23 protein-coding genes are annotated in these 25300 nt (G+C 63.8%); 17 read left to right on the top strand and 6 right to left on the bottom strand.

Annotated features, from left to right (window positions below):
* Positions 1–283: 283 nt before the first annotated feature.
* From glpD to ACM62G_RS17925, 10 genes are all read left to right on the top strand, one after another.
* Positions 284–1822: a glycerol-3-phosphate dehydrogenase gene (gene glpD / locus ACM62G_RS17970; protein ID WP_419735277.1), complete on the top strand. Its 1539-nt coding sequence runs from the start codon at positions 284–286 to the stop codon at positions 1820–1822.
* Positions 1823–2241: 419 nt separating this feature from the next.
* On the top strand, positions 2242–3156 hold the full coding sequence (locus ACM62G_RS17965) for a glutamate/aspartate ABC transporter substrate-binding protein (RefSeq protein WP_054057470.1): 915 nt from the start codon (positions 2242–2244) through the stop codon (positions 3154–3156).
* Between the two features lie 202 nt (positions 3157–3358).
* The gene (locus tag ACM62G_RS17960) at positions 3359–4105 is read left to right on the top strand and encodes an amino acid ABC transporter permease (RefSeq protein ID WP_054057469.1); all 747 of its coding nucleotides are present in this window, start codon (positions 3359–3361) and stop codon (positions 4103–4105) included.
* Positions 4105–4776 carry an amino acid ABC transporter permease gene (locus ACM62G_RS17955; RefSeq protein WP_054057468.1) on the top strand — a complete coding sequence of 224 codons (672 nt, stop codon included), beginning with the start codon at positions 4105–4107 and terminating at the stop codon, positions 4774–4776. The genes ACM62G_RS17960 and ACM62G_RS17955 overlap by 1 nt, the downstream gene beginning before the upstream one ends.
* Complete coding sequence (locus ACM62G_RS17950) at positions 4773–5507, top strand: amino acid ABC transporter ATP-binding protein (protein WP_054057467.1); 735 nt, start codon at positions 4773–4775, stop codon at positions 5505–5507. Before ACM62G_RS17955 ends, ACM62G_RS17950 begins: the two co-directional genes overlap by 4 nt.
* A gap of 140 nt (positions 5508–5647) precedes the next feature.
* Positions 5648–7549 (top strand): sensor histidine kinase, encoded by a 1902-nt coding sequence (locus ACM62G_RS17945; protein ID WP_419735276.1) that lies wholly within the window; start codon positions 5648–5650, stop codon positions 7547–7549.
* A 44-nt stretch (positions 7550–7593) separates the two neighbouring features.
* The gene (locus ACM62G_RS17940) at positions 7594–8871 is read left to right on the top strand and encodes a sigma-54-dependent transcriptional regulator (protein ID WP_241494274.1); all 1278 of its coding nucleotides are present in this window, start codon (positions 7594–7596) and stop codon (positions 8869–8871) included.
* A 151-nt stretch (positions 8872–9022) separates the two neighbouring features.
* Positions 9023–9943 carry an arginase gene (locus ACM62G_RS17935; RefSeq protein ID WP_054057464.1) on the top strand — a complete coding sequence of 307 codons (921 nt, stop codon included), beginning with the start codon at positions 9023–9025 and terminating at the stop codon, positions 9941–9943.
* The gene (locus tag ACM62G_RS17930; protein ID WP_054061669.1) at positions 9940–10314 is read left to right on the top strand and encodes a transporter; all 375 of its coding nucleotides are present in this window, start codon (positions 9940–9942) and stop codon (positions 10312–10314) included. Before ACM62G_RS17935 ends, ACM62G_RS17930 begins: the two co-directional genes overlap by 4 nt.
* A gap of 19 nt (positions 10315–10333) precedes the next feature.
* On the top strand, positions 10334–10735 hold the full coding sequence (locus tag ACM62G_RS17925; protein WP_054057462.1) for a transporter: 402 nt from the start codon (positions 10334–10336) through the stop codon (positions 10733–10735).
* A gap of 226 nt (positions 10736–10961) precedes the next feature.
* Here the strand turns inward: ACM62G_RS17925 and ACM62G_RS17920 are convergent, their stop codons facing one another.
* Positions 10962–11822: a fatty acid desaturase family protein gene (locus ACM62G_RS17920; protein ID WP_419735275.1), complete on the bottom strand. Its 861-nt coding sequence runs from the start codon at positions 11820–11822 to the stop codon at positions 10962–10964.
* A gap of 115 nt (positions 11823–11937) precedes the next feature.
* Positions 11938–12711: a MipA/OmpV family protein gene (locus ACM62G_RS17915; RefSeq protein WP_054061671.1), complete on the bottom strand. Its 774-nt coding sequence runs from the start codon at positions 12709–12711 to the stop codon at positions 11938–11940.
* A 227-nt stretch (positions 12712–12938) separates the two neighbouring features.
* On the opposite strand from ACM62G_RS17915, the gene ACM62G_RS17910 reads away from it, so the two are divergent.
* From ACM62G_RS17910 to ACM62G_RS17885, 6 genes are read left to right on the top strand one after another with little or no spacing between them, the layout of a single operon-like run.
* Positions 12939–13658 (top strand): MtnX-like HAD-IB family phosphatase, encoded by a 720-nt coding sequence (locus ACM62G_RS17910; protein ID WP_273820147.1) that lies wholly within the window; start codon positions 12939–12941, stop codon positions 13656–13658.
* Positions 13651–15045, top strand: coding sequence for an aspartate aminotransferase family protein (locus ACM62G_RS17905; RefSeq protein WP_054057458.1), 1395 nt, complete (start codon positions 13651–13653; stop codon positions 15043–15045). The genes ACM62G_RS17910 and ACM62G_RS17905 overlap by 8 nt, the downstream gene beginning before the upstream one ends.
* Positions 15042–15896, top strand: a complete 855-nt coding sequence (locus tag ACM62G_RS17900) for an alpha/beta hydrolase (RefSeq protein WP_054061673.1) — start codon at positions 15042–15044, stop codon at positions 15894–15896. Before ACM62G_RS17905 ends, ACM62G_RS17900 begins: the two co-directional genes overlap by 4 nt.
* A gap of 11 nt (positions 15897–15907) precedes the next feature.
* Positions 15908–17032: a GNAT family N-acetyltransferase gene (locus tag ACM62G_RS17895; RefSeq protein ID WP_419735274.1), complete on the top strand. Its 1125-nt coding sequence runs from the start codon at positions 15908–15910 to the stop codon at positions 17030–17032.
* On the top strand, positions 17032–18825 hold the full coding sequence (locus tag ACM62G_RS17890; RefSeq protein ID WP_273820144.1) for a sensor histidine kinase: 1794 nt from the start codon (positions 17032–17034) through the stop codon (positions 18823–18825). The genes ACM62G_RS17895 and ACM62G_RS17890 overlap by 1 nt, the downstream gene beginning before the upstream one ends.
* Positions 18815–20215 (top strand): sigma-54-dependent transcriptional regulator, encoded by a 1401-nt coding sequence (locus tag ACM62G_RS17885; protein WP_054057454.1) that lies wholly within the window; start codon positions 18815–18817, stop codon positions 20213–20215. Before ACM62G_RS17890 ends, ACM62G_RS17885 begins: the two co-directional genes overlap by 11 nt.
* Positions 20216–20350: 135 nt before the next feature.
* Here the strand turns inward: ACM62G_RS17885 and ACM62G_RS17880 are convergent, their stop codons facing one another.
* Positions 20351–21358 (bottom strand): alpha/beta fold hydrolase, encoded by a 1008-nt coding sequence (locus ACM62G_RS17880; protein WP_419735273.1) that lies wholly within the window; start codon positions 21356–21358, stop codon positions 20351–20353.
* Between the two features lie 226 nt (positions 21359–21584).
* Between ACM62G_RS17880 and metR the strand changes: the two genes are divergently transcribed.
* Positions 21585–22502, top strand: coding sequence for a transcriptional regulator MetR (metR, locus tag ACM62G_RS17875; RefSeq protein ID WP_419737535.1), 918 nt, complete (start codon positions 21585–21587; stop codon positions 22500–22502).
* A gap of 60 nt (positions 22503–22562) precedes the next feature.
* Here the strand turns inward: metR and ACM62G_RS17870 are convergent, their stop codons facing one another.
* The 3 genes from ACM62G_RS17870 to ACM62G_RS17860 form a co-directional block, all read right to left on the bottom strand.
* Complete coding sequence (locus tag ACM62G_RS17870; RefSeq protein ID WP_054057451.1) at positions 22563–23201, bottom strand: LysE family translocator; 639 nt, start codon at positions 23199–23201, stop codon at positions 22563–22565.
* Positions 23202–23224: 23 nt separating this feature from the next.
* Positions 23225–23653, bottom strand: a complete 429-nt coding sequence (locus ACM62G_RS17865) for an NUDIX hydrolase (protein WP_054057450.1) — start codon at positions 23651–23653, stop codon at positions 23225–23227.
* A 90-nt stretch (positions 23654–23743) separates the two neighbouring features.
* Complete coding sequence (locus ACM62G_RS17860) at positions 23744–25084, bottom strand: HD domain-containing phosphohydrolase (protein ID WP_273820142.1); 1341 nt, start codon at positions 25082–25084, stop codon at positions 23744–23746.
* Between the last annotated feature and the right edge of the window lie 216 nt (positions 25085–25300).

Raw genomic sequence — 25300 nt, 5'->3', positions numbered from 1 at the left:
CCACACCCCTGCCCCGGCAGAGCCCGGGACACTGACAACCGCTGCGGGAGCTGGCTTGCCCGCGAAGGGCCAGCGCAGCCCCTCAGAGCTGCGCGCGCAAGCCCGCTCCCGCACTACCCTCCCCCACGCCGCCTCGATGTTCGATAATTTTCCTTTCAGACCTTTCTGATGAATTTTTTCAATCGGAAGCGGGTAGCTGCGTGCGTACATATCAGCTAATATTTTCGAAAATGAACATAAATGTTCGAATTCAAATATAGCAACCGCCATGCGAGGCTCGCCGATGACTTCCACCACCTTGCCTGCACCACCCCTTGCCGAGATCTATGACATCGCCGTGATTGGCGGTGGCATCAATGGTGTCGGGATTGCCGCGGACGCAGCCGGTCGCGGTCTTTCGGTGTTCCTTTGCGAAAAGGACGACCTGGCCAGCCACACCTCGTCGGCCAGCAGCAAGCTGATCCATGGCGGCCTGCGCTACCTGGAACACTATGAGTTCCGCCTGGTGCGCGAAGCCCTGGCGGAACGGGAAGTCCTGCTGGCCAAGGCCCCGCACATCGTCAAGCCGATGCGTTTCGTCCTGCCGCATCGCCCGCACCTGCGTCCGGCCTGGATGATTCGCGCCGGCCTGTTCCTCTATGACCACCTGGGCAAACGCGAAAAGCTTGCCGGTTCGCGCAGCCTCAAGTTCGGCGCCGACAGCCCGCTCAAGGCGGAAATCGGCAGGGGCTTCGAATACTCCGACTGCTGGGTCGACGACGCTCGCCTGGTGGTGCTCAACGCCATGGCTGCCCGGGAGAAGGGTGCGCATATCCACACCCGCACCCGTTGCACCAGCGCCCGCCGTGCCAAGGGCCTGTGGCACCTGGAGATGGAGCGCGCCGATGGCGCACGCTTCTCGATCCAGGCCAAGGCCCTGGTGAACGCGGCCGGCCCCTGGGTCGCCAAGTTCATCAAGGATGACCTGAAGCTCGACTCGCCCTACGGCATCCGCCTGATCCAGGGCAGCCACCTGATCGTGCCTCGGCTGTATGAAGGCGAACACGCGCATATCCTGCAGAACGAGGACCAGCGCATCGTGTTCACCATCCCCTACCTGGACCGTTTCACGTTGATCGGCACCACCGACCGCGAATACCAGGGCGACCCGGCCAAGGTGGCGATCACCGAGGCGGAAACCGACTACCTGTTGAAGGTGGTCAATGCGCACTTCAAGAAACAACTGGCCCGTGGCGATATCCTGCACAGCTATTCCGGCGTGCGCCCGCTGTGCAACGACGAATCCGACAACCCGTCGGCAGTGACCCGCGACTACACCCTGGCGCTGTCGGGTAATACCGAGGAAGCCCCACTGCTGTCGGTGTTCGGTGGCAAGCTGACCACCTACCGCAAGCTGGCCGAGTCGGCGATGAGCCAGTTGGCCCCGTTCTTCACCCAGATGCGGCCGAGTTGGACCGCCGCCTCGACCCTGCCCGGTGGCGAAGACATGACCACGCCACAGGCCCTGGCCGAGGCGATCCGCAAATGCTTCGACTGGGTGCCGAGCGAAATCGCCCGGCGCTGGGCCAGCACCTACGGCAGCCGTGTCTGGCGCCTGCTGGAAGGCGTACAGACGCTCGGCGACCTCGGCGAACACCTTGGCGCTGGCCTCTACAGCCGTGAAGTCGATTACCTGTGCAGTGAAGAATGGGCGACCGCCGCCCAGGACATTCTCTGGCGGCGCAGCAAGCTGGGGCTGTTCACCAGCCCTGAGCAGCAGCAGAAACTGCAGGACTACCTGGACAAGGTCGAGCAGGCGCGCAGCAAGATCGAGGCGGCCTGACTTTCCTGTCTGGGCCGCTTCAGGATTCCGGGCAGGGCGGCCGGCCTATTCGCGGGCAACCGAGCGTCGGCCGGCCGCTCCTGCGGTTCATGGGGCTCCAGAAACCGGGGTCGGGATCTGCAGGATCGCCGCCCCGCCGCGAATAGCGCCCCGCCTCCCCCTCTACCATTCGGTTTTCCGAACGCCCGTTCGGCCAGCATTCGGCGAACCGGACGCCAGTCCCTTCCCCCTTCGCTCGAAAACCATAAAAAACCCTTATAAATCAATAGAGAATCCCACATCGCCGGGTGTGGCACGAGTCGTGCTCTATACTTCCATTACCGAATGCTCACTCAGCCCCTTGGGCCCTGCGGGCCGTTCGCAGTACCCGAGCCGACTGAAAGGCTCCATAAGAAAAACAATCTCGAGGAAAGTAACCGATGCGCATCGTTCCCCACATCCTGGGCGCCGCAATCGCTGCCGCTCTGATCAGCACTCCAGTTTCCGCTGCCGAACTGACCGGCACCCTGAAGAAGATCAAAGAGTCCGGGACCATCACCCTAGGCCATCGCGACAGTTCCATTCCGTTTTCCTACATCGCTGATGCTTCCGGCAAGCCGGTCGGCTACTCCCACGATATCCAGCTGGCCATCGTCGAAGGTATCAAGAAAGACCTGAACCTGCCTGACCTGAAGGTCAAGTACAACCTGGTCACCTCCCAGACCCGTATCCCGCTGGTGCAGAACGGCACTGTCGACGTCGAGTGCGGCTCCACCACCAACAACGCCGAACGCGCCCAGCAGGTCGATTTCTCGGTCGGTATCTTCGAGATCGGTACCCGCCTGCTGTCGAAGAAGGACTCCACCTACAAGGACTTCGCCGACCTCAAGGGCAAGAACGTGGTGACCACCGCCGGTACCACTTCCGAGCGCATCCTCAAGGCGATGAACGCCGACAAGCAGATGGGCATGAACGTCATCTCCGCCAAGGACCACGGCGAGTCCTTCCAGATGCTCGAAGGCGGCCGTGCCGTGGCGTTCATGATGGACGACGCACTGCTGGCCGGCGAAATGGCCAAGGCCAAGAAGCCGACCGACTGGGAAGTGACCGGTACTCCACAGTCCTACGAAATCTATGGCTGCATGGTCCGCAAGGACGACCCGGCGTTCAAGAAAGCCGTGGATGACGCCATCGTGGGCCTCTACAAGTCCGGCGAGATCAACAAGATCTACGACAAGTGGTTCACCCAGCCGATTCCGCCAAAAGGCCTGAACCTGCAGTTCCCGATGAGCAAGGAGCTCAAGGCCCTGATCGAGAATCCGAACGACAAGCCAGCGCCGGATGCAAAGATCTGAGTCACGGCTAACCTGACTTCCCGGGGCCGCCAGCACGGCCCGGGAAGTCTGTTGAACACCTGCTGTACTGGCTTCTTCTGAATCGAACTGGAACAACACTCGGACCGCGAGCGGTACCGGTGTGCCCGACAGACACTGGCGGGCGGGGCGGAGTCCCGGGAAGCACGTGCTCGTACATCGATCGACCTGAGGGGAGACCCGAATGAATTACAACTGGGATTGGGGCGTGTTCTTCAAGACCACCGGCGTGGGCAGCGAGACCTATCTCGACTGGTTCATCTCCGGGCTGGGCTGGACCATCGCGATCGCCATCGTGGGCTGGATCATTGCATTGGTCCTGGGTTCCATACTCGGCGTGATGCGCACCGTACCCAACCGTCTGGTAGCCGGTATCGCGACCTGCTACGTGGAATTGTTCCGCAACGTGCCACTGCTGGTGCAACTGTTCATCTGGTACTTCCTGGTACCCGATCTGTTGCCGCCGAACCTGCAGGAATGGTTCAAGCAGGACCTGAACCCGACCACCTCGGCCTACATCAGCGTGGTGATCTGCCTCGGCCTGTTCACCGCCGCACGGGTCTGCGAACAGGTGCGCACCGGTATCCAGGCACTGCCCCGCGGCCAGGAGTCGGCCGCCCGCGCCATGGGCTTCAAGCTGCCGCAGATCTACTGGCACGTGCTGCTGCCCCAGGCCTACCGGATCATCATTCCGCCGCTGACCTCGGAATTCCTCAACATCTTCAAGAACTCGTCCGTCGCCTCGCTGATCGGCCTGATGGAACTGCTCGCGCAGACCAAGCAGACCGCCGAGTTCTCCGCCAACCTGTTCGAAGCCTTCACCCTGGCGACGCTGATCTACTTCACCCTGAACATGAGCCTGATGCTGCTCATGCGCCTGGTCGAGAAGAAAGTCTCGGTGCCCGGCCTGATCTCCGTGGGGGGTAAATAATGGAATTCGATTTCAGCGACATCGTCCCGGCCATCCCCGGCCTGTGGAACGGCATGCTGATGACCCTGCAACTGATGGCCCTGGGCGTCGTCGGCGGGATTATCATCGGTACCCTGCTGGCGCTCATGCGCCTGTCCCACAACAAGCTGCTGTCGGCGATCGCCGGTGCCTACGTCAACTATTTCCGCTCGATCCCGCTGCTGCTGGTGATCACCTGGTTCTACCTGGCGGTACCGTTCGTGCTGCGCTGGATCACCGGCGAAGACACGCCGATCGGCGCGTTCACCTCCTGTATCGTCGCCTTCATGATGTTCGAGGCGGCGTACTTCTGTGAAATCGTCCGGGCCGGCGTACAGTCGATTCCCAAGGGCCAGATGGGCGCCGCCCAGGCACTGGGCATGGGCTATGGCCAGACCATGCGCCTGATCATCCTGCCCCAGGCCTTCCGCAAGATGACCCCGCTGCTGCTGCAGCAAAGTATCATCCTGTTCCAGGACACCTCGCTGGTCTACACCGTGGGCCTGGTGGACTTCCTCAACTCGGCACGCTCGAGCGGCGATATCGTCGGCCGTTCCAACGAGTTCCTGATTTTCGCCGGCCTGGTCTACTTCACAATCAGCTTCGCCGCCTCGCTGCTGGTCAAGCGTCTGCAAAAAAGGTTTGCCGTATGATCTCTATCAAGAACGTCAACAAGTGGTATGGCGACTTCCAGGTGCTGACCGATTGCAGCACCGAAGTCAAGAAGGGTGAAGTGGTGGTGGTCTGCGGCCCGTCGGGCTCGGGCAAGTCGACCCTGATCAAGTGCGTCAACGCCCTGGAACCGTTCCAGAAAGGCGACATCGTGGTCGACGGCACCTCCATCGCCGACCCGAAGACCGATCTGCCGAAACTGCGCTCGCGAGTGGGCATGGTGTTCCAGCACTTCGAGCTGTTCCCGCACTTGACCATCACCGAGAACCTGACCATCGCGCAGATCAAGGTGCTGGGCCGCAGCAAGGAAGAAGCCACCAAAAAAGGCCTGCAACTGCTCGATCGCGTCGGCCTGTCGGCCCATGCGCACAAGCATCCCGGCCAGCTCTCCGGCGGCCAGCAGCAGCGCGTGGCGATCGCCCGGGCGCTGGCGATGGACCCGATCGTCATGCTGTTCGACGAACCGACCTCGGCTCTCGACCCGGAAATGGTCAACGAAGTGCTCGACGTGATGGTCCAGCTGGCCCAGGAAGGCATGACCATGATGTGCGTGACCCACGAGATGGGCTTCGCCCGCAAGGTCGCCAGCCGTGTGATCTTCATGGACCAGGGCAAGATCATCGAAGACTGCAACAAGGAAGAGTTCTTCGGCGACATCAGCGCCCGCTCCGACCGTGCGCAGCACTTCCTCGAGAAAATCCTGCAGCACTGACAGGGCCGGACCGCAGTATCCGCGGACTGCGCAGTCTTGTGGGAGCGGGCTTGCCCGCGAAGCCTTCAGCGCACTCGCTGCCCTCACGGGCAGCAGCGCCGCTCCCGCCAAGACGATCTGGTTGACCCAAGGCATCTGTGATGAAATGCGACCCCAATCTCTATCGTGCGACGCCGCCATCACTCGCCGTGAAGCCCCGCCTGATCCGTCACCTGTTCCTGCCGCCGCTGATCATCCTGCTGATGATCGGCCTCGGCTATGCCGGCTATCGCATCAGCGAGCACTACGGCATCCGCACCCTCAGCGAAAATGGCCAGCGCGCACTGGAACTGCATGCGCGCACCGTCGAAAGCGAACTGAGCAAGTACACCTACCTGCCCAGCCTGCTGGAACTTGAGTCCAGCGTCTCGAACCTGCTGCGCGAGCCCGACGCCGACCATCGCCAGACCGTCAACGAATATCTCGAAGGCCTCAACCGCCGCAGCCGCAGCCGGGCGATCTATGTGCTGGACACCTCCGGCCGGGTGCTGGCCACCAGCAACTGGCGCGACAGCGACAGTTACCTCGGCGAAGACCTGTCGTTCCGCGCCTATTTCCAGGACGCCATACGCGGCCAGCCGGGACGCTTCTACGGCATCGGCAGCACCCTCGGCGAACCCGGCTACTACCTGGCCCACGGCCTTGAGGAACAAGGCAAGATCATCGGCGTGGCCGTGATCAAGGTGCGCCTCGAAGCCCTTGAGGAACGCTGGCAGCGTGCCCGGCTGGAAGCCTTCGTCAGCGACGAGAACGGCATCATCATTCTCTCCAGCGACCCGAGCCGACGCCTCAAGTCGGTCCGCCCGCTCAGCTCGGAGACCAAGGATCGCCTGGCGCGCAGCCTGCAATACTACTGGTGGCCGCTCAACGAGCTGCAGCCGCTGGCCCGCGAACGCCTCGGCGATGGCGTCGAGACCCTGACCTTCCCCGCCAACCCCGACCTGGTCAAGGACGGCGACAATGTCAGTTACCTGGCCCAGACCCGCCAGTTGGCCGACACCCCCTGGAACTTCACCCTGCTCACGCCCTTGCAGGACCTGCGGCGGGAAGCGGCCAACCAGGGCATCCTGGTCGCGGTGGCCTTTGCCCTGGTGGCGTTCCTGCTGATCGCTTGGAACGAGCGGCGCAAGGTGCTCGCCACCCGGCTGGCCGCACGGGAAGCCCTGCAGGAGGCCAACAACCAGCTGGAACGACGCATCACCGAACGCACCGCCGACCTGCGCGCCAGCAACGACCGGCTCAAGGACCAGATCCGCGAGCGGCGCCAGGCCGAGGAAACCCTGCGCCGGGCCCAGGATGAACTGGTGCAGGCCGGCAAGCTGGCCGCCATCGGCCAGATGTCCACCAGCATCGCCCACGAGCTGAACCAGCCCCTGGCGGCCTTGCGTACCCTGTCCGGCAACACCATTCGGTTTCTCGAACGCGGCGAGCTGGAGGTGGCCAGCACCAACCTGCGCACCATCAACGACCTGATCGACCGCATGGGCCGCATCACCGCCAGCCTGCGCGCCTTTGCCCGCCGGGGCGATGACAAGGGCGAGGCCAACCTGGGCAAATCCATCGATGCCGCCCTGCAGTTGTTGAGCGGCCGCATCGAGGCCATGCACCTGGAAATCCACCGCGACCATGACGACGTCCAGCTGGCGATCGATCCGACCCGCCTGGAGCAGATCCTGGTCAACCTGTTCGGCAACGCCCTCGACGCCATGCAGGCCCAGCCGTTGCCGGAACTGTGGCTGGAGGGCGACTTTGCCGAAGGCAAGTACCGCCTGCAAGTGCGCGACAACGGCCACGGCATTGGCCTGGAAGCGCGCAAGCACCTGTTCGAACCCTTTTTCACCACCAAGCCCGGCGCACAAGGCCTCGGCCTGGGCCTGACGCTCTCGGCGAGCCTGGCGGCGGCGGCCGGCGGCAACCTGGGCGTGGAGCACCCGGCCAGCGGCGGCACCGCCTTCGTCCTCCATCTACCGCGGGTCATCCCTGCCAAGGCCGAGCCGATATGAACAACGACCTGACCGTCCTGATCGTCGAGGACGATCCCCATGTACTGCTCGGCTGCCAGCAGGCGCTGTCCCTCGAAGACATTCCCTGCGAAGGTGTCTCCAGCGCCGAAGCGGCCCTGGAACGGGTCGGCGACAACTTTCCCGGTATCGTCATCAGCGATATCCGCTTGCCGGGCATCGACGGCCTGGAACTGCTGACCCGCCTCAAGGCCCGCGACCGCAGCCTGCCGGTGGTGCTGATCACCGGCCACGGCGATATCTCCATGGCGGTCGGGGCGATGCGCAACGGTGCCTACGACTTCATGGAAAAACCCTTCTCGCCCGAACGCCTGGTCGAGGTCGCCCGCCGCGCCCTGGAACAACGTGGCCTGTCGCGGGAAGTCTGGTCGCTGCGCCGGCAACTGGCCGAGCGCGACAGCCTGGAAGGGCGGATCATCGGCCGCTCGCCGGCGATGCAGAACCTGCGGGAGCTGATCGCCAACGTCGCCGACACGTCGGCCAACGTGCTGATCGAAGGTGAAACCGGTACCGGCAAGGAACTGGTCGCCCGCTGCCTGCATGACTTCAGCCGGCGCCAGTCGCAACAGTTCGTCGCCCTCAACTGCGGTGGCCTGCCGGAAAACCTCTTCGAGAGCGAGATCTTCGGTCACGAGGCCAACGCCTTCACCGGCGCCGGCAAGCGGCGGATCGGCAAGATCGAGCACGCCCACGGCGGCACGCTGTTTCTCGATGAAGTGGAAAGCATGCCGATCCCGCTGCAGATCAAGCTGCTGCGGGTCCTGCAGGAACGCACCCTGGAGCGCCTGGGCTCGAACCAGAGCGTCGCGGTGGACTGCCGGGTGATCGCCGCGACCAAATCCGACCTCGACGAACTGGGCAAGGCCGGCGAGTTCCGCAGCGACCTCTACTACCGCCTGAACGTGGTGACCCTGGAACTGCCGCCACTGCGCGAGCGGCGCGAGGACATCCTGCAACTGTTCGAACACTTCCTGCAGCAGTCGTCGCTGCGTTTCGATCGTGCCGCGCCGGAGCTGGACAACCAGACCCTGTCGAGCCTGATGAGCCACGACTGGCCGGGCAACGTACGCGAGCTGCGCAACGTCGCCGAACGCTTCGCCCTCGGCCTGCCGGCCTTCAAGAAGCCCGGCGCACAGAGCGCTGGCGGCCTGGGTTTCGCCGAAGCGGTGGAAGCCTTCGAGCGCAACCTGCTCAACGAAGCCCTGCAACGCAGTGGCGGCAACCTGACCCAGGCCAGCCAGGAACTGGGCATGGCCAAGACCACCCTGTTCGACAAGGTGAAGAAGTACGGTTTGAGTCACTGACAGCCGCCTGCTGATCAAGGCGGCGCTCCCATAACGGCGGCACAGCTACCTGGCCCGTCCTTTGCATTTCCCCGCCAAAGCCCGAAACACCTGCCCTCCAGCCTGGGCAGGGCATCCGATGCACGGGCGCTGCCACGGGAAAAACGACGTTTTGAACATCTTAGATCTCGACCACAGCCTCACGGTCCAGGCGCCGATCCGCAACCTGCTCGACAGCGGTCGCGCGCGGCGCCTGGACCTGCTCGACCTCGGCCCGAAACTGCGTCTGTGGACCACCGAACGCCAGTACCGGCGCTTCACCGAACGCCTGCGCCAGCTCGTCGCGCCAGCGGCAGGCAAGCCACAGATCATCTTCGTCGGCTCCGGCGACTACCATCACCTGACCCCGGCCTTCCTCGACAACCTGCCGGAACCGGTCAGCCTGATCCACTTCGACAACCACCCCGACTGGGTCCACCTGGCCCCGCGCCGGCACTGCGGCTCGTGGGTCAACCGCGCACTCAAGCTGCCGAACATCCAGCGCATCGTCACCCTCGGCCCCTGCAGCGAGGACCTCGATACCCCGCAACTGCGCGGTGGCAACCTCGGCGCCCTGCGCCGCGGCGTCCTGCAGCTGTTCCCCTGGCAGCACGCACCGTCCAAGGTCTGGGGGCGGATCGGCGACGGTGCCGGCCACCAGCAGCAGGAGAACCAGCTGCACTGGCGCAACCTGGCCGACGAGCACTGGCCGGACTTCCTCGAACAACTGATCCAGAGCCTGCCCACCGAAGCGATCTGGATCACCATCGACAAGGACGTGCTGGCCAGCGAGGATGCCGCCACCAACTGGGACCAGGGCGGCATGCGCCTGACCCACCTGCTCGACGCCCTCCGCGCCCTGGCGGCGCGCAAACGCGTGCTGGGCATCGATATCTGCGGCGAGTTCGCCCAGCCGGCCTTCAGCAACGCCTTCAAGCGCTGGGAAGCCAGGTCCGACCAGCCGCCGGCCGAACGCTGGAGCGCGGCCGACCTGCAACGCAACGCGACCACCAACCAGGCATTGATCTCGCTGTTCGAGGAGCTGTTTCCGTGACCCTGACCGTTGTTCTACTGGTGGCCTTCTCCATTGTCCTCGACGTGGTCGGCCAACTCTGCTTCAAGATCGGCCTGGACCGCCTGCCGGAGCTGGAAGGCGGCTTTCGCCTGAACGCCTTCTGGGGCCAGGTATTCAACGCACCGCTGCTGTGGTGCGGGATCGGCGCCTATGCCGTGGAATTCCTGGTCTGGCTCGAGGCCCTGTCCCGGGCGCCATTGAGCCTGCTGTTCCCGGCCGCCGCGCTGGGCTACTGCGGGGTGGTGCTGGCCGGCAAGGTGGTGCTGGGGGAAACCGTCAGCCGCCGTCGCTGGATGGGCACCCTGGTGATTACCCTGGGCGTCATGCTGGTTGCCATCGCTGGCAGTTGAGAGTTGAAGGAACCTGATTATGAGTAATGTCAAACACATCGACTGGCTTCATGGCCGCCTGGGCACCATCGTCCTCTGGGCCCTGCTGATCCTCTTCGAAAGCGCTGGCCAGATCGCCACCAAGGTCGGCGGCGACCAGTTGGGCCAGGTGGATTTCAACCTGCAGTGGCTCACTGCGGTGCTGGTCAACCCCGGCGTCTGGGTAGCGATCGCCTGCTACATCGGCGCGTTCTTCGTGTGGATGCTGATCCTGCGGCGCAGCAGCCTGTCCCTGGCCTTCCCCTTGAGCTCGCTGGTGTTCATCGCCGTGCTGCTCGGCTCGTGGCTGGGGCTGGGCGAACAGATCAGCCCGCTGCACTGGATCGGCGTGCTGGTGATCATCGGCGGGATCGCCCTGCTTGCCGAGGGCGAGGAGAACTGAGGCCACTTCAAGCCTGCCGTTGTTGGGAACGATCAAGAAGCTTTTAGTGGCCACACTGGCCCCTTCGCAGGCAAGCCTTGCTCCTACGGGAGCCGTGTCGTACACACATGCCGCCACAGCACAGGACTTGTAGGAGCGAGGCTTGCCCGCGAAGCTTTCAGCGATCCCTCGGGCCCTTTCGCGGGCAAGCCTCGCTCCTACAGGGTGTTTACCGAACTCCGATCACTCAGCGGTGTTTCAGCAGAAAGCCCAACCCATGGGCCAGTGGAATCACCTTCACCCCCGCCTCGCGCTGCTGCTGCCTGATCTGCGCATGAAACGCCTTGACCTTGGTCCAGTGCATCTTCGGCCGGTAGTGGTGCTCGGCGTGATAACCGTTGTTCATCCAGATCAGGTTGTAGAGCCGGCTGTAGGAACTCACGCCCCAGGCGATCGGCAGGTCCGGGTTGCCACCCAGATGCTCGTAGTAGCCGTTGAGCGAGGACAGCGACTGCCCCAGGTACCAGAACGGCAGCAGCACCAGCACCGCGTGCCAGTCATAGGCCGCCAGTGCCAGGTAGAACGCCACCGTCGCACAGATCTCGACCTTGACCCAGCGCGCATCCGCCGGATGCTTGCGCTGCATTTCCTCGTAGTAGGCCTTCGGATCATCGCGGAAGAAACTCAGGAAGGTGTAGGCCCAGACGTTGTCCGGCTGGCCGTCCTTGCCATGCAGGTAGATCGACAGCGGGTCGATGGTGGTCCCGTCCTCCCGCGGCAGGTCGGAGTTGCCGCGATGGTGGCGGTTGTGGATATCGCGATACATCGTCTGGGAAAAACCGATGGTCAGCGACAGCAGCAGGTCGAAGCCGCGGTTCATCCAGTGCGGGGTGAAATAGGGGTTGTGGATCTGGTTGTGGGAGATGCTGTTGATGCTCCACGACAGGCTGACCGCATAGAGCAGTGCCGTCGGGATGATCAGCCACCAGGAGTGGTCGTGAAAACCCAGCACCAGCCAGAGTACGAAGGCGAAATGGGCCAGCGCCATGACAATGGGCACCAGGTCCCAGAGCGAATAGGCCAACAGGCGATAAGCAGGACGAGCCATCTGAAAGTTTCCCGGACAGTGATTACCGGGAGGTCCATTGCAAACGGCAGACCAGTTTTGCCCGCCCGGGCAAAACCCGCCGGGGCCCCTCAGCCAGCCGATCGCCCCCTTCCTGTCAGAACTTGTAGCTGATCGCGGTCTGCACCTGGCCCTGGTTGCTGTTGCCACGTTCCCTGACGATGCTGCTGTCAGCCGCGTTGCCTACCAGGCGAATCCAGCTCGCGCTGGTCATCAGCGACCAGCTGCCACCCAGCGGAACCGCGAAGTTCTGGGTCAGGGTGAAGTTCTGCAGCCCGCCACCCGGCTTGTACTGCTCGATCCCCGAGGCCTGGGCCTCTTCGGCGGTCACGCCGAAAAAGGTCCGGGTCTGCCGCGCATCGGCGAAATGGGCGCTCAGGTTGCTGCTGCCGATGATGCCCAGGCCCAGCGGATAGCCGAGTTCGCCGCCGACCTTGCCGAGCAGGCCACCCTGGGCGTTGCCGCCACCGACCGCACTGCCGACCTGCACGAATACCCGCCAGAAGTCGGCCGGCGCGTACTGCACGTAACCGCCGACCTGGGCCATGTCCGGGACATTGCGCAAGCCGCGCAGGTCGCCGTCGGCGTTGCGCCCCGGCAGGTAGTTGATGAACGGCCCGGCCGTGAAGCCGCTGCCCTTGAAGGCATCCCAGGTCAGGCCATCGTCGCCACTGAGGCTGACGTCCCCCCAATCCAGGTCCAGATAGGGCAACGGCACAGTGTCGTAACTGCTGCCCGAAGGGTCATGGGGCTGATAGCCGATACCGAGACCGATCTGCCCGCCGAGCCCTTCCTCGGCCAGCGCAGCAGCACTCCAGCCGCCCAGGGCCAGCAGACCGGCAAGCAGCAATGTGGGGGTAAACCTGGCCATGAGACGTTTCCTTGTTCTGAACATGCGCGCATCAATCACCAGAGCGCCTGCCTTAGGCAAGCACTGATCTTGTTTGTAGCAAGCTACAAAAATTGTAGCTCCTTGTAGCCAATTTCATACAAACATCCGGCAAACCCCGTGAATACAGGGCCTTCAGCGCTTTGGCACGCTCCGTGCTCTAGCCCTGACATGCGCAAAGTGCGCTCTTATTCAACAGGTAACTGCAGATGATGCACTGGCATATCGTGTGTGATTTCGACGGGACCATTTCCCGCACCGACGCGATCGACAACATCCTGGAACGTTTCGCCGACCCGAGCTGGGAAGCGATCGAGCAGGAATGGCTGGACGGTCACATCGGTTCGCGTGAATGCCTCAGCCGCCAACTGGCCCTGGTCAAGGCAACGCCGGCCGAATTGCTGGCCTACTTCGACACCATCGATATCGACCCGGACTTCCCCGACTTCGTCGACCACGTGATGAGCCTGGGCGCGACCATCGAAGTGGTCAGCGACGGCATAGAGCAAGGCATCGCGCGGATTCTGTCGCGCAACTACGTGACCCTGCTGCCGATCCTGGCCAACCGCCTGCGCCAGGTCGACCAGAACAGCTGGCGCATCGACTTCCCTTATGCGAGCGACGCCTGCCGTGCGGCTTCCGGCAACTGCAAGTGCAAATCCACGCCCAAGGGCAAGCGTGTGCTGGTGATCGGTGACGGTCAATCGGACATGTGCGTGGCCGGCACCGCCGACTTCGTGTTCGCCAAGGGCCGCCTGGCCGATCACTGCGAACGCAACGGCATCGCGCATGCCCGTTTCGAATCGTTCGGCGAACTTCCGGCATTACTGGCCCTGCTGCCCAGCAGCGAAGCCGCCAACGCCACCACTTTCGCGCTCGACGGCGCCGAAAACCCTTCCCAAACTCAGGAACTCTTCCACCATGTCTGAGATTCGCATCGCTAGCGCCGAAGACCGCGTGCTTCTGGATAAAGAAGCCAAGTACTGCTCCTACGGCGATACCGTCCACTACATCGAGCCACCACGCATTTTCAGCCGTTGTGAAGGCTCCTACGTCTGGGACACCGAAGACCAGGCCTACCTCGACCTGCAGATGTGGTACTCGGCCGTGAACTTCGGCTATGCCAACCCACGCCTGAATAACGCCCTGAAGCAGCAGATCGATACCCTGCCGCAGATCGCCAGCCAGTACCTGCACAAGGGCAAGATCGAGCTGTCGGAAATGATCGCGGTCGACGCCAAGAAGAAATTCGGCCTCGACGGTCGCGTACACTTCAACGTCGGCGGTTCACAGTCGGTCGAAGACTCCCTGAAGGTCGTGCGTAACGCCAGCAACGGCAAGAGCCTGATGTTCGCCTTCGAGGGCGGCTACCACGGCCGTACCCTGGGCGCTTCGTCGATCACTTCGAGCTACCGCTACCGTCGCCGCTACGGCCACTTCGGCGAGCGCGCGCAGTTCATCCCGTTCCCGTATCACTTCCGCGGCCCGAAAGGCATGACCAAGGAAGAATACGGCAGCGAGTGCGTGAAACAGTTCGCCCGCCTGTTCGAAACCGAATACAACGGCGTGTGGGACCCCAAGGTCGGCGCCAGCGAATACGCCGCGTTCTACGCCGAGCCGATCCAGGGCACCGGTGGCTACGTGATCCCGCCGATGAACTTCTATCGCGAACTCAAGCAGGTCCTCGACCAGCACGGCATTCTGCTGGTGGTCGACGAAATCCAGATGGGCTTCTACCGGACCGGCAAGCTGTGGTCGATCGAGCACTTCGACGTGCAGCCGGACGTGATCGTCTTCGGCAAGGCACTGACCAACGGCCTGAACCCGCTGGGCGGCATCTGGGCCCGTGAGGAACTGATCAACCCGACCGTGTTCCCGCCAGGATCGACCCACTCCACTTTCGCCTCCAACCCGCTGGGTACGGCGGTAGGCCTGGAAATGTTCAAGATGACCAGCGAAATCGACTACGGTGCGATGGTCATGGCCAAGGGCAAGTACTTCCTCGAAGGCCTGCAGGACCTGCAGAAACGCTTCCCGATCATCGGCGACGTCGATGGCCTGGGCCTGGCCCTGCGCTGCGAAATCTGCGGCCCGGACGGTTTCACCCCGGACAAGGCGACCCTGGACTTCATGGTCGAGGAAGGCATGAAGGGCGACATGATCGTCGACGGCCGCAAGCTGGGCCTGGTGCTGGACGTGGGCGGTTACTACAAGAACGTGATCACCCTGGCGCCTTCGCTGGAAATCACCTACGAAGAAATCGATCTGGGCCTGAAACTGCTCGAGCAGTTGCTGAACCGGGCCATGAAGCGGTGAACAGCGCAGCGATCGATCTGGGCGAAGGCGATGCCGGCTTCGTCCTCGGCGACGGTCCGGTCGGGGTCCTGCTGATCCACGGCCTGACCGGCACCCCGACGGAACTGCGCAAGGTGGCCCAGGGCCTGGTCAAGGACGGTACGTGCACGGTGTACGTACCGACCCTGCCCGGTCATTGCGGCGGCAATGCCGACCTGCAGGCCACCGGCTGGCAGGACTGGTACGAGGGCGTGCGCAAGACCTTCGTCGGCATCAGGCAGCGCCACGAACAGGTGTTCGTCGGCGGCCTGTCCATGGGCGCGGTCATGTCCATGTACCTGGCCTCCGAGTTCCCCGGCCAGGTCACAGGGCTGTTGATGTATTCGACCACCCTGCGCTACGACGGCTGGAGCATCAACAAGCTGGCGTTCCTCACTCCGCTGCTGATGAAGATCCCGTTCGGCGTGCATATCTGTCGGTTCGAGGAGAAGCCGCCGTACGGTATCAAGAACGAGCGCCTGCGGGCGATCGTCGAGCGCCAGATGAAGGCCGGCCAGAGCAGCGATGCCGGGCTGCTGACCATGGAGGGCATCACGGTGCGCGAACTGCACCGGATGAACGCCGTGGTGATGCGCCGCATGCCGTCGATCCGGACCCCGGCGCTGGTGATCCACTCCGTCGAGGACGATATCACCAGCCCGTGGAACGCCAACTATGTCGAGAAGCACCTGGGTGGCCCGGTGACCAAGGTCATGCTCGACAACTGCTACCACATGATCACCGTCGACCTGCAGTACCGCGAGGTGATCGAGTTGAGTGCCGGTTTCATCGAGCGCCTGAGCGTACGCGAAGACTATCGGCAACGGGCCTAAGGACAGACCACGTGATTGACGCCCAAGCCTTCTCCAGCATCGAGGCCATTGAACGCGCAGCCTGGAACGACTGTTTCCCGGGTGCGCTGGAGAATTGGGAGTATTACCTGGCGGTGGAAAAGGCCGGCATCGACGACTTCGAATGGCGCTACCTGGCGCTGTTCGAAGACGGCTGCCTGCTGGCCGTCGCCCCCGCCTTCACTACCCGCTACAAGCTCGACACCACGGTGCAAGGCGTGGCCAAGCGCATCACTGGCTGGGTCAACCGGGCGCTACCGGGGCTTCTGGAACTGGGGCTCTACGCCATTGGCTCGCCGGTGGCGGAACAGTGCCATGCCGGCATCGCCAGCCAGGTGCCGGCGCAACGCCGCCAGGCCCTGCTGGAGCGCCTGCTGTTGCTCGCTCGGGAAGACGCCGCCCGCCTGAACATCAGCCTCACGGCGGTCAAGGACGCGCCCAGTGCCGACAACGACTGGAACAGCGCTTGCAAAATGGCCGGTTTCCAGCAGTTGCCGAGCCTGCCCGGCTCGACACTGCCGGTGGCCTTCGGCTCGATCGACGCCTACCTGGGCGCCCTGGGCAAGTCCACCCGCAAGGACCTGCGGCGCAAGCTGCGCGCTCCCGGTCCGCGGATCGAGTGGCGACGCAACATCGACGATGTGCTGCCACAGGTCATGCGCCTGTACGAGTCGACCCTGTCTCGCAGCGAAACCCAGTTCGAACGCCTGCCGGCGGACTACTTCACCGGTGTGCTCGAACAGCTGGAAGAACGCGCCGCCTGCGTCCTGTACTGGATCGACGAGCGGCTGGTGGCGTTCAACCTGATCCTGCTGGACAAGGAACGGCTGATCGATAAATTTTTCGGCCACGACCTGAACGAAACCCGTCAACACAACCTCTATTTCCGCAGTTGGCTGGCCAATGTCGAGCACTGTATCGAGCAGGGTATCGCCCTGTACGAATGCGGTCAGGCCGGCTATGCGAGCAAGATTCGCCTGGGCTGCACCTTCCAGGGCAACAACCTGTTCTTTCACCATCGAAACCGGCTGGTCAACAATGTCCTGAAACTGGTCAAATGGATTGTCCGACCGGATCGATTCGACCCCGCCATGGCTGCAGCGATAAACGAAACCTGATGAACTCCAATCCAGAACGCCGCCGTAAACGCCGCCCCTTCTCGATCTCGCGCTGGAGCGTGCAGCGCAAACTGTTGCTGGCGTTCTGGCTGGTCAGCGTCGTGCCGACCATGATCGCCGCCGAGCTGGCGGCGACTACCCTGTCGCAGATCTTCGACAGCAACGTGCGCATCTGGCTGCAGGAATCGACCAAGATCGTCAAGGACGAGATCAGCGAGATCCAGCGCGACAACGCGCGGGTCGCGCAGTTGTTCCTGCTCTACACCCGCCCGCCGACCTCACGCCAGGCGGCCAAGCATGACAAGCTGACCGCCGATATCGCCGACGCGATGGGCATCGACGTCGTCGCACTGATCCGCACCCAGGATCACAAGGTGGTGTTCAGCACCGCTTCGCAAGACATCGTCGAACAGATCAACACCGCGCCCAATGCCGTGCTGCAGACCATCAAGGTCGCCGAGGTACCGACCGGGGTGGTGGTCTCGACGTTCCAGAGCACCCAGGAAGGCGTCGATTATCAGTTGCTGATCGCCACCTACCTGGACAGCAGCTTCCTCAACAGCGTGGCCGACGTGCACTCCCTCGACCTGCGTCTGTACCTGGCGAACGCCAAGGGTTTCGCCGAAATCTTCTCGACCCAGCGCTTCGAGGACCACCCGCTGCAAGTACCGGCGAAAATCGAGAAGAACCTGCGCGAGACCCGCCTGCCCAGCGAGCTGTTCACCAACCGCTACAGCGGCCTGTACTGGCCGATCTTCAACGATACCGGCGACCTGCAGGGGGTGATCTTCAGTGGCCTGCTGCGCCACACCAGCCTGGTCGGGCTGGTCAACCAGAGCAACCTGTTCATCCTGATCTTCCTGGTCGGCTCGGCGCTGTCCCTGAGTGTCGGCTGGCTGGTCTCGCAACGCCTGACCCTGCCACTGCGTGGCCTGGCCGAGGGCGTCGGGGCGGTCATTTCCGGCAACTACAACAAGCGCATTCCGGTGATCGGCAGCGACGAGCTGGCCGAGCTCAGCCACACCTTCAACCACATGACCGAGCGCCTGGGCGAACTGCATCACCTGGAAGCCCAGTTGCGCCGCCGTGACCGCCTGCACGCCCTGGGCGAAGTCGCCATGGGCCTGGCCCACGAAATCCGCAACCCGCTGGGCATCATCAAGACCGCCACCCAACTGTTGCACCGCCGGGCCAGCCTGCCGGACAACGACAAGCGGCACCTGGAATACGTGATCAGCGAAGTGTCGCGGATCAATGACCTGATCACCGAGTTCCTCGACTTCGCCAAGCCCAGCGCACCGATCCGCGCCATTCAGCCGGCCCGGGCCCTGGCCGAGGAGATTCTCGGTTTCTGCGCCCCGGAACTGGCGACCCACAACATCGACGCGCGAATCGACGACCAGGCCCCCGGCGTCACCCTGTACGCCGATGCAGGCCAGTTGAAGCAGGCCTGCCTGAACCTGATCCTCAATGCCATCGACGCCATGCCCAACGGCGGGCGCCTGACCCTGGGCATCGGCAAGGACCAGGACTACACCATCATCAGCGTCACCGACACCGGCCAGGGCATCGAACCGGACATGATCGAGCGGATCTTCACCCCGTTCGTCACCACCAAGGCCTCGGGTACGGGCCTGGGCCTGGCCAAGGTCTTCTCGATCATGGAAAACCACGACGGGCGGATCGAATGCACCAGCGAGAAAGATGCAGGCGCGTGCTTCAAGCTGTACATTCCGGCCCATGGCGAAGACCTGGACGCCGGAGATGACGAGGAACACGACGATGACGCATAAGGTCCTGGTGGTCGATGACGAACCCAAGCTGTGCGACCTGCTCAGCTCGGCCCTGAGCCAGAACGATATCCAGGTGTTCACCGCCGGCAACGGCCTGCAGGCCCTGGTGGTGCTCGACCAGGAAGAGATCGACCTGGTCATCAGCGACTGGCGCATGCCCGGAATGGACGGCCCGCAACTGCTGGCCGAGATCAAGTCGCGCTTTCCGCAGTTGCCGGTGATCGTGATGACCGCCTACAGCACGGTGAAGAACGCCGTGCAGTCCATGCGCAACGGTGCCTTCGACTACATCGCCAAGCCGTTCGACATCGACGAGCTGGACATCACCGTCAGCAAGGCCCTGCAGTTCCGCGACATCCTGCGCGACAACGCGCGGATGCGCGCCGAACTCGACGAACACCGGCAGATCGACAGCCTGGTGGGCGACAGCCCGACCTTTCGCCGGGTACTGCAAGCCATCGATTCGGTGCGCGAGAGCAGCGCCACCATCCTGCTGACCGGCGAAAGCGGCACCGGCAAGGAGATGGTCGCGCGGGCGATCCACCAGCACGGCAGCCGCGCCGACAAACCCTTCGTCGCGGTCAACTGCGCGGCGATTCCCGAGGGCCTGCTGGAAAGCGAAATGTTCGGCCACCGCAAGGGTGCCTTCACCGGTGCCGTCTCGGACCGGGTCGGTCGCTTCATGCAGGCGGACAAGGGCACGCTGTTCCTCGACGAGGTCGGTGACATGCCGCTGGCATTGCAGGCGAAGATCCTGCGCGCGCTGCAGGAACGGGTGATCGAGCCGGTGGGCGATCCACGCGAACGCAAGGTTGATGTGCGGGTGATTGCCGCGACCAACAAGAACCTGCTCGAAGCGGTGGCGAACAAGGAGTTTCGCGAAGACCTGTACTACCGCCTGAACGTCTTCCCGATTCCCCTGCCCGCCCTGCGCGAGCGGGTCGAGGATATCGCCCCGCTGGCCCGGCATTTCGCCCACGCCCTGGGGGCCAGTGCCGGCAAGCGCATCACCGGCTTCAGCCCGCAGGCCCTGCAGGCGATGGCCAACTACAGCTGGCCGGGCAACATCCGCGAACTGCAGAACTGCGTGGAACGGGCGACCATCGTCGCCACCAGCCCGGTGATCGAGGAAAGCGACCTGCCGGCCTACCTGTTCACCCCGCAGCCATCGGAGCCGGGCAACCCGACCGTGGCGCTGCACGCCGGCCCGGCGATCCCCAAGGACCTCGACGCGGCCCTGGCGGAAGTAGAAAAGGGCTACATCCTGGCGGCACTGCACGAGGCCAACGGCGTCCAGGCCGCCGCCGCGCAGATGATCGGGATTTCCGAGCGCAGCTTCTGGTACCGCCTGAAGAAATTGGCGATCCAGGTGGAAAAGATCATTCGCTGAGCACCAGGGAGTTTTCAGAAGCGCCCCATCAACTGTAGGAGCGTGGCTTGCCCGCGAAGCTTTTAGCGACCTCAAGGGCCATAGAAACTTCGCGGGCAAGCCACGCTCCTACAGCGGGGGGCGGTCCTGCTCGCCTCAGAGCTGCGCCACATGGCCGACATCCTGCTGCTGCGCCCGCAGGTAGGGCAGCACCGCCGCCAGCAACGGCGCCTTGAACGCCTCCTGGAAACGGTGGGCCAGGCCCGGGATCAGCACCAGCTGGCTACCCTGGATATGCGCCGCCAGGTGCACCCCGTGCATCACCGGCAACAGCGGATCGGCGGTGCCATGCACCACCAGGGTCGGCACCCGCAGCTGATTGAGCAGCGGCACCCGGCTCGGTTCGGCCAGGATCGCCATGATCTGGCGCTTCACCCCTTCCGGATTGAACGCCCGGTCATAGGCCATCGCTGCCTGTTGCAGCAGCTTGTGCCGATCATCCTTCACCTCGGGGCTGCCCAGCGCCGCCAGCAGGTCGGCCTGCTGCTCGATCGCCACCTGGCGGTTCGGCGCACTGCGCCGCGACAGCAACTGCACCAGCGCCGCACTCGGCGCCGGCAAACCCTCGGCACCGGAGCTGGTCATCACCAGCGTCAGGCTCTCGACCCGCTGCGGCGCCATGGCCGCCAGCCGTTGGGCGATCATCCCGCCCATGCTGGCGCCCAGCACGTGGAACCGCTCGACCTGCAGCGCATCCATCAATCCCAGCGCATCGCCGGCCATGTCGCTCAGGCTGTAGGGCGCCGCCACCGGCAGGCCGAGCTTGTAGCGCAACACCTCGAACGTCAGGTTGGCGCTCGCCGGCGCCTGGCGCCAGGTCGACAGGCCGACGTCGCGGTTGTCATAACGGATCACCCGGAAGCCCTGCTGGCACAGGGCAACCACCACCTCGTCCGGCCAGTGGATCAACTGGCCACCCAGGCCCATGATCAGCAGCAGCGCCGGATCCGAGGCACGACCGATGCTCTGGTAGGCCAGGCTGACCTGATCCAGGTCGACATGCTCGGTGGGAACATTGACATCGCAGCGACCCGCGGCAAACGCCGGCAAGCCGAACAGCAAGGCGGCCAGCAGGACTGCCGCTGAAAGAAAACGTACACGCATGAAAAAATACCGAAACGCAGAACCCCAGTGGAGCGCGAGTCTGATGATATTTGTGCAAGCGCGCTGCCACAGTTCGGTGACAGTTTGATGAAGATTGCTCCAGCGGCTTCGTCCCATCAGGCAGATGAAGGTATTTCTGCTCGGCGCGCCGGTCGACAGCCGCGTCAACATGAGACAAACTCACTCACATCGCACTTTTTACCAAAGTTTTCTCATGGAGCCCCAGGTGCTGGAAATCCGTCACTTGAAAACCCTGCATGCCCTGCGTGAGGCCGACAGCCTGGTGGAGGCCGCCGAACGCCTGCACCTGACGCAGTCGGCCCTGTCCCATCAGTTCAAGGAACTGGAGGAACGCCTGGGCATGGCGTTGTTCGTGCGCAAGACCAAGCCGGTACGCTTCACCAGCGCCGGCCTGCGCCTGCTGCAACTGGCGGATGCCACCCTGCCGCTGCTGCGCGCGGCGGAGCGGGACATTTCCCGGCTGGCCGGCGGCATCGCAGGACGCCTGCACATGGCGATCGAGTGCCACAGTTGCTTCCAGTGGCTGATGCCGACCATCGACCAGTTCCGCGACGCCTGGCCGGAAGTCGAGCTGGACCTGGCCTCCGGCTTCGCCTTCGCCCCGCTGCCCGCCCTGGCCCGCGGCGACCTGGACCTGGTGGTCACCTCAGACCCGCTGGACCTGCCAGGCCTGACCTACGTGCCGCTGTTCACCTACGAGGCGATGCTCGCGGTCGCCAACCAGCATCCCCTGGCGAGCAGGCCCTATATCGTCCCCGAAGACCTGGCCCGGGAAACCCTGATCACCTACCCGGTGGAACGCGATCGGCTGGACATCTTCACCCGCTTCCTGGAACCGGCCGACGTCGAGCCGGCGCAGGTGCGCACCTCGGAACTGTCGGTGATGATGATGCAGTTGGTGGCCAGTGGCCGCGGCGTCTGCGGCATGCCCCACTGGGCGCTGCACGAGTACAGCTCGCGCGGCTACGTGAGGGCCAAGCGCCTGGGCGAAAAGGGCCTGTTCGCCACACTCTACGCGGCGATTCGCACGGACATGCTGGAGGTGCCCTACATGCGCGACTTCCTGCTGACAGCCAAGGACACCTCGTTCTCGACCCTCGACGGCGTCAGCGCGGTACGCTGAAACGACAACGGGGCGAGCCTTGCGCTCACCCCGTCGTTTTCCACCACGGGCTTTCCCGGCTCAGGCCGAACGGCGCTGCTCGAACATCAGCCGCACGGCCAGGCCGCCCAGCACGAAGCCCATGACATAACGTTGCAGCGCCAGCCAGCGCGGGTTGTGCTTGAACCAACTGGCCAGGCCGCCGGCAAACAGCGCGATCAGCAGGTTGACCGTGAAGCTCACGCTGATCTGGGTGGTGCCGAGAATCAGGCTCTGGGCGAACACCGAGCCGTGCTCCGGGCTGATGAACTGCGGAAACACCGAGAGGTAGAACACCGCGATCTTCGGGTTCAGGGCACTGGTGAGAAACCCCATGGTCATCAACCGCAACGGGGAGTCCGGCGGCAACTGGCGCGGCTCGAACGGCGAGCGCGCGCCGGGCCTGAGCGCCTGCCAGGCCAGCCACAGCAGGTACAGCGCACCGGCCCACTTGAGCACCTCATAGGCCAGCGGCACGGCCATGAACACTGCGGTCAAACCCAGTGCCGCGGCAAAGAGGTGAACGAAGAAGCCGCCCACCACGCCCAACAGCGACACCACCCCGGCCTTGGGCCCCTGGCAGATCGAGCGGGAGATCAGGTAGATCATGTTCGGTCCCGGGGTCAGGACCATCAACAGCGAAGCGGCAGCGAAGATCAGCAGGTCTTGAAGCGCAATCATGGGCAGTCCCTGTGCGGTGTCGATCAGGCGGTGGGTTCCAGCGAAGCCCGATAGAACGGCAGGATCAGGTCCCGTGTCAATGGCGCCAGGCACAGGTTGCCGTCGCCCGCCGGATCGATCCACACCACTTCCTCGATCTCGGCCGCAGGTTCCACGGTTTCGGCGACGTGCAACTGGAACAGCTCGGCCTGCACCTCGAAGCCCGGCTCGTTGGCCGCGGGAGCGGAAAACCGGCCGAGGTAGCGGGCGTCAGCGGGATCGACCCGCAACCCCAGTTCCTCCTCGAGTTCGCGGGCCAGGGCGTGCGCCGGCTGCTCATGAGGTTCGATCTTGCCACCCGGCTGCATAAAGGCCTGGGTGCCACGCTTGCGCACCAGCAGGGTACGGCCATCGGGGCCGATCAACAGGGCCGCGGCGATACGGATAGTCTTGGAGGCAGCAGAAACAGTCATGGCGTCAACGCGATCCTGGCAAAAGCCGGCAGGATCACACCCGTGCGGGAAACTGGCAAGCCCGCCGAAAGCAGGCTTGCCAGGCCGGGTTCAGGTGGCCTGCTCCAATGGCGAGACCTCCTCGGGCACCTTGACGAACACGCTGTACTTGGCGCCCTCCATGGCCTCGAAACCGATCAGTTTCTCCACCAGTGGCGCACTCAGGACCTTGCCGGCATTGAGCAACAGCATGCCGTTGTCGGCATTGAGGTTGCGGGCCAGGACCATGCCCGCCTCCAACTCGCGGGTCCCCAGCACCTTGACCGTCGGATCGCCGGTGGTGACATCGCTCAGGTGCTCGGCGCAGACCCGGACGAATTCCTCCACCAGCCCGGGATCGTAGAGACGCCCGGAGTACTTGCGGATGAACAGCAGGGCCTCGTCGCTGTTCAGCCGCCGCTCGAGAATCAGCCCGTGCTGCAGCTCGACGAAGTCGACCGCCAGCTTAAGCACCCGGGAACCCAGGGGAATCGCCTCGCCCTTGAGATGATCGGGAAAACCGGTGCCATCCCAGCGCTCCTGATGGTGCAGGATCAGCCGAGCCGCGTCCTGCATCGGCTCCAGCGTCATCAGCAGCGACTCGCTCTGCTTGGGATAACCGCGGTAACGCTCACGCTCGGTATGGTGCAACTGGTCGGCCGGTGCGCCCATCATGCCGTCCGTCCAGCCCATCTTGCCGATATTGTGCAGGGCCGCGGCCATGGCCAGGTTGCGGCTGTCGGTCTCGTCCTGGCCGGTGGCCTTGCACCAGGCCCGCACCAGGTCGATCACCGCCCGGTTGGTCTGCTTGTCCTTGGGCAGGCGCCACTCGACCATCCGCGAAAACACCTCGGCGGTCACCGCGTAGCTGCGCTTGAGCTCTTCATAGGCCAGGTCGAGCATGTCGGCGGTCTGCTGGACTTCGCTGGTACGCGCCAGCACGCGTTTTTCCAGGGTGGCGTTGAGCTGTTGCAACTGCTTGTTCTGCTCCCGGGCCAGCGCCTGCAGGCGCTGGCGCTCGCGCTCGGAGTGCTGGAAGGCCAGGGCCTGACGCACCGTCAGCGTCAGTTCCTCGTCATTCCAGGGTTTGCTGAGGTAGCGGTAGATCCGCCCTTCGTTGATCGCCTTGGTGATCATGTCCAGGTCGGCATAGCCGGTCAGCAGGATCCGCAGGGTCGACGGATACAAATCATGGATGCGTGCCAGCAGGGTCGCACCATCCATGTTCGGCATGCGCGCATCGCTGATGACCAGGTCGACGGGCTGCTCGGCCAGGATCTCCAGCGCCCGCGCCCCGCTGTCGGCCAGGACCAGTTCATAGGGTTGACTGCGCAGCAGGCGCCGCAGGCTGTTGAGAATCGACTCCTCGTCATCGACCAGCAGGATACGGGGTCTGACGGCGGATTCATCCATGGCGCACCTCATGTCGTCGTGGGCTGCAGATTGCGGGACCCCCGAATGGCTGGCGATCCCTGTCCTCGCCCTAAGGGTAGATGCTTTTGCGACATGTGATCGGGGATCGACCCAACTTCGCCAGCACCGCGACAAAACTGCATCTATGCTGCAAGCAGTCGAGCGCGCATTCGCTGTGTAGCCTGAGAAAAGGACCTCTTTGTATGCGTTCAGTGC

Origin of the sequence: Pseudomonas sp. COR18 (genome assembly GCF_048568395.1) — a bacterium.
Lineage (GTDB): Bacteria > Pseudomonadota > Gammaproteobacteria > Pseudomonadales > Pseudomonadaceae > Aquipseudomonas > Aquipseudomonas fuscovaginae_B.
This window is presented reverse-complemented; position numbering and strand designations above follow the sequence as displayed.

Excerpts from the sequence above, each read along its gene's own strand:
- glpD (WP_419735277.1), top strand. The coding sequence starts at position 284 with ATGACTTCCACCACCTTGCCTGCACCACCCCTTGCCGAGATCTATGAC.
- ACM62G_RS17965 (WP_054057470.1), top strand. The coding sequence starts at position 2,242 with ATGCGCATCGTTCCCCACATCCTGGGCGCCGCAATCGCTGCCGCTCTG.
- ACM62G_RS17960 (WP_054057469.1), top strand. The coding sequence starts at position 3,359 with ATGAATTACAACTGGGATTGGGGCGTGTTCTTCAAGACCACCGGCGTG.
- ACM62G_RS17955 (WP_054057468.1), top strand. The coding sequence starts at position 4,105 with ATGGAATTCGATTTCAGCGACATCGTCCCGGCCATCCCCGGCCTGTGG.
- ACM62G_RS17950 (WP_054057467.1), top strand. The coding sequence starts at position 4,773 with ATGATCTCTATCAAGAACGTCAACAAGTGGTATGGCGACTTCCAGGTG.
- ACM62G_RS17945 (WP_419735276.1), top strand. The coding sequence starts at position 5,648 with ATGAAATGCGACCCCAATCTCTATCGTGCGACGCCGCCATCACTCGCC.
- ACM62G_RS17925 (WP_054057462.1), top strand. The coding sequence starts at position 10,334 with ATGAGTAATGTCAAACACATCGACTGGCTTCATGGCCGCCTGGGCACC.
- ACM62G_RS17920 (WP_419735275.1), bottom strand. The coding sequence starts at position 11,822 with ATGGCTCGTCCTGCTTATCGCCTGTTGGCCTATTCGCTCTGGGACCTG.
- ACM62G_RS17915 (WP_054061671.1), bottom strand. The coding sequence starts at position 12,711 with ATGGCCAGGTTTACCCCCACATTGCTGCTTGCCGGTCTGCTGGCCCTG.
- ACM62G_RS17910 (WP_273820147.1), top strand. The coding sequence starts at position 12,939 with ATGATGCACTGGCATATCGTGTGTGATTTCGACGGGACCATTTCCCGC.
- ACM62G_RS17905 (WP_054057458.1), top strand. The coding sequence starts at position 13,651 with ATGTCTGAGATTCGCATCGCTAGCGCCGAAGACCGCGTGCTTCTGGAT.
- ACM62G_RS17890 (WP_273820144.1), top strand. The coding sequence starts at position 17,032 with ATGAACTCCAATCCAGAACGCCGCCGTAAACGCCGCCCCTTCTCGATC.
- ACM62G_RS17885 (WP_054057454.1), top strand. The coding sequence starts at position 18,815 with ATGACGCATAAGGTCCTGGTGGTCGATGACGAACCCAAGCTGTGCGAC.
- ACM62G_RS17880 (WP_419735273.1), bottom strand. The coding sequence starts at position 21,358 with ATGCGTGTACGTTTTCTTTCAGCGGCAGTCCTGCTGGCCGCCTTGCTG.
- ACM62G_RS17870 (WP_054057451.1), bottom strand. The coding sequence starts at position 23,201 with ATGATTGCGCTTCAAGACCTGCTGATCTTCGCTGCCGCTTCGCTGTTG.
- ACM62G_RS17865 (WP_054057450.1), bottom strand. The coding sequence starts at position 23,653 with ATGACTGTTTCTGCTGCCTCCAAGACTATCCGTATCGCCGCGGCCCTG.
- ACM62G_RS17860 (WP_273820142.1), bottom strand. The coding sequence starts at position 25,084 with ATGGATGAATCCGCCGTCAGACCCCGTATCCTGCTGGTCGATGACGAG.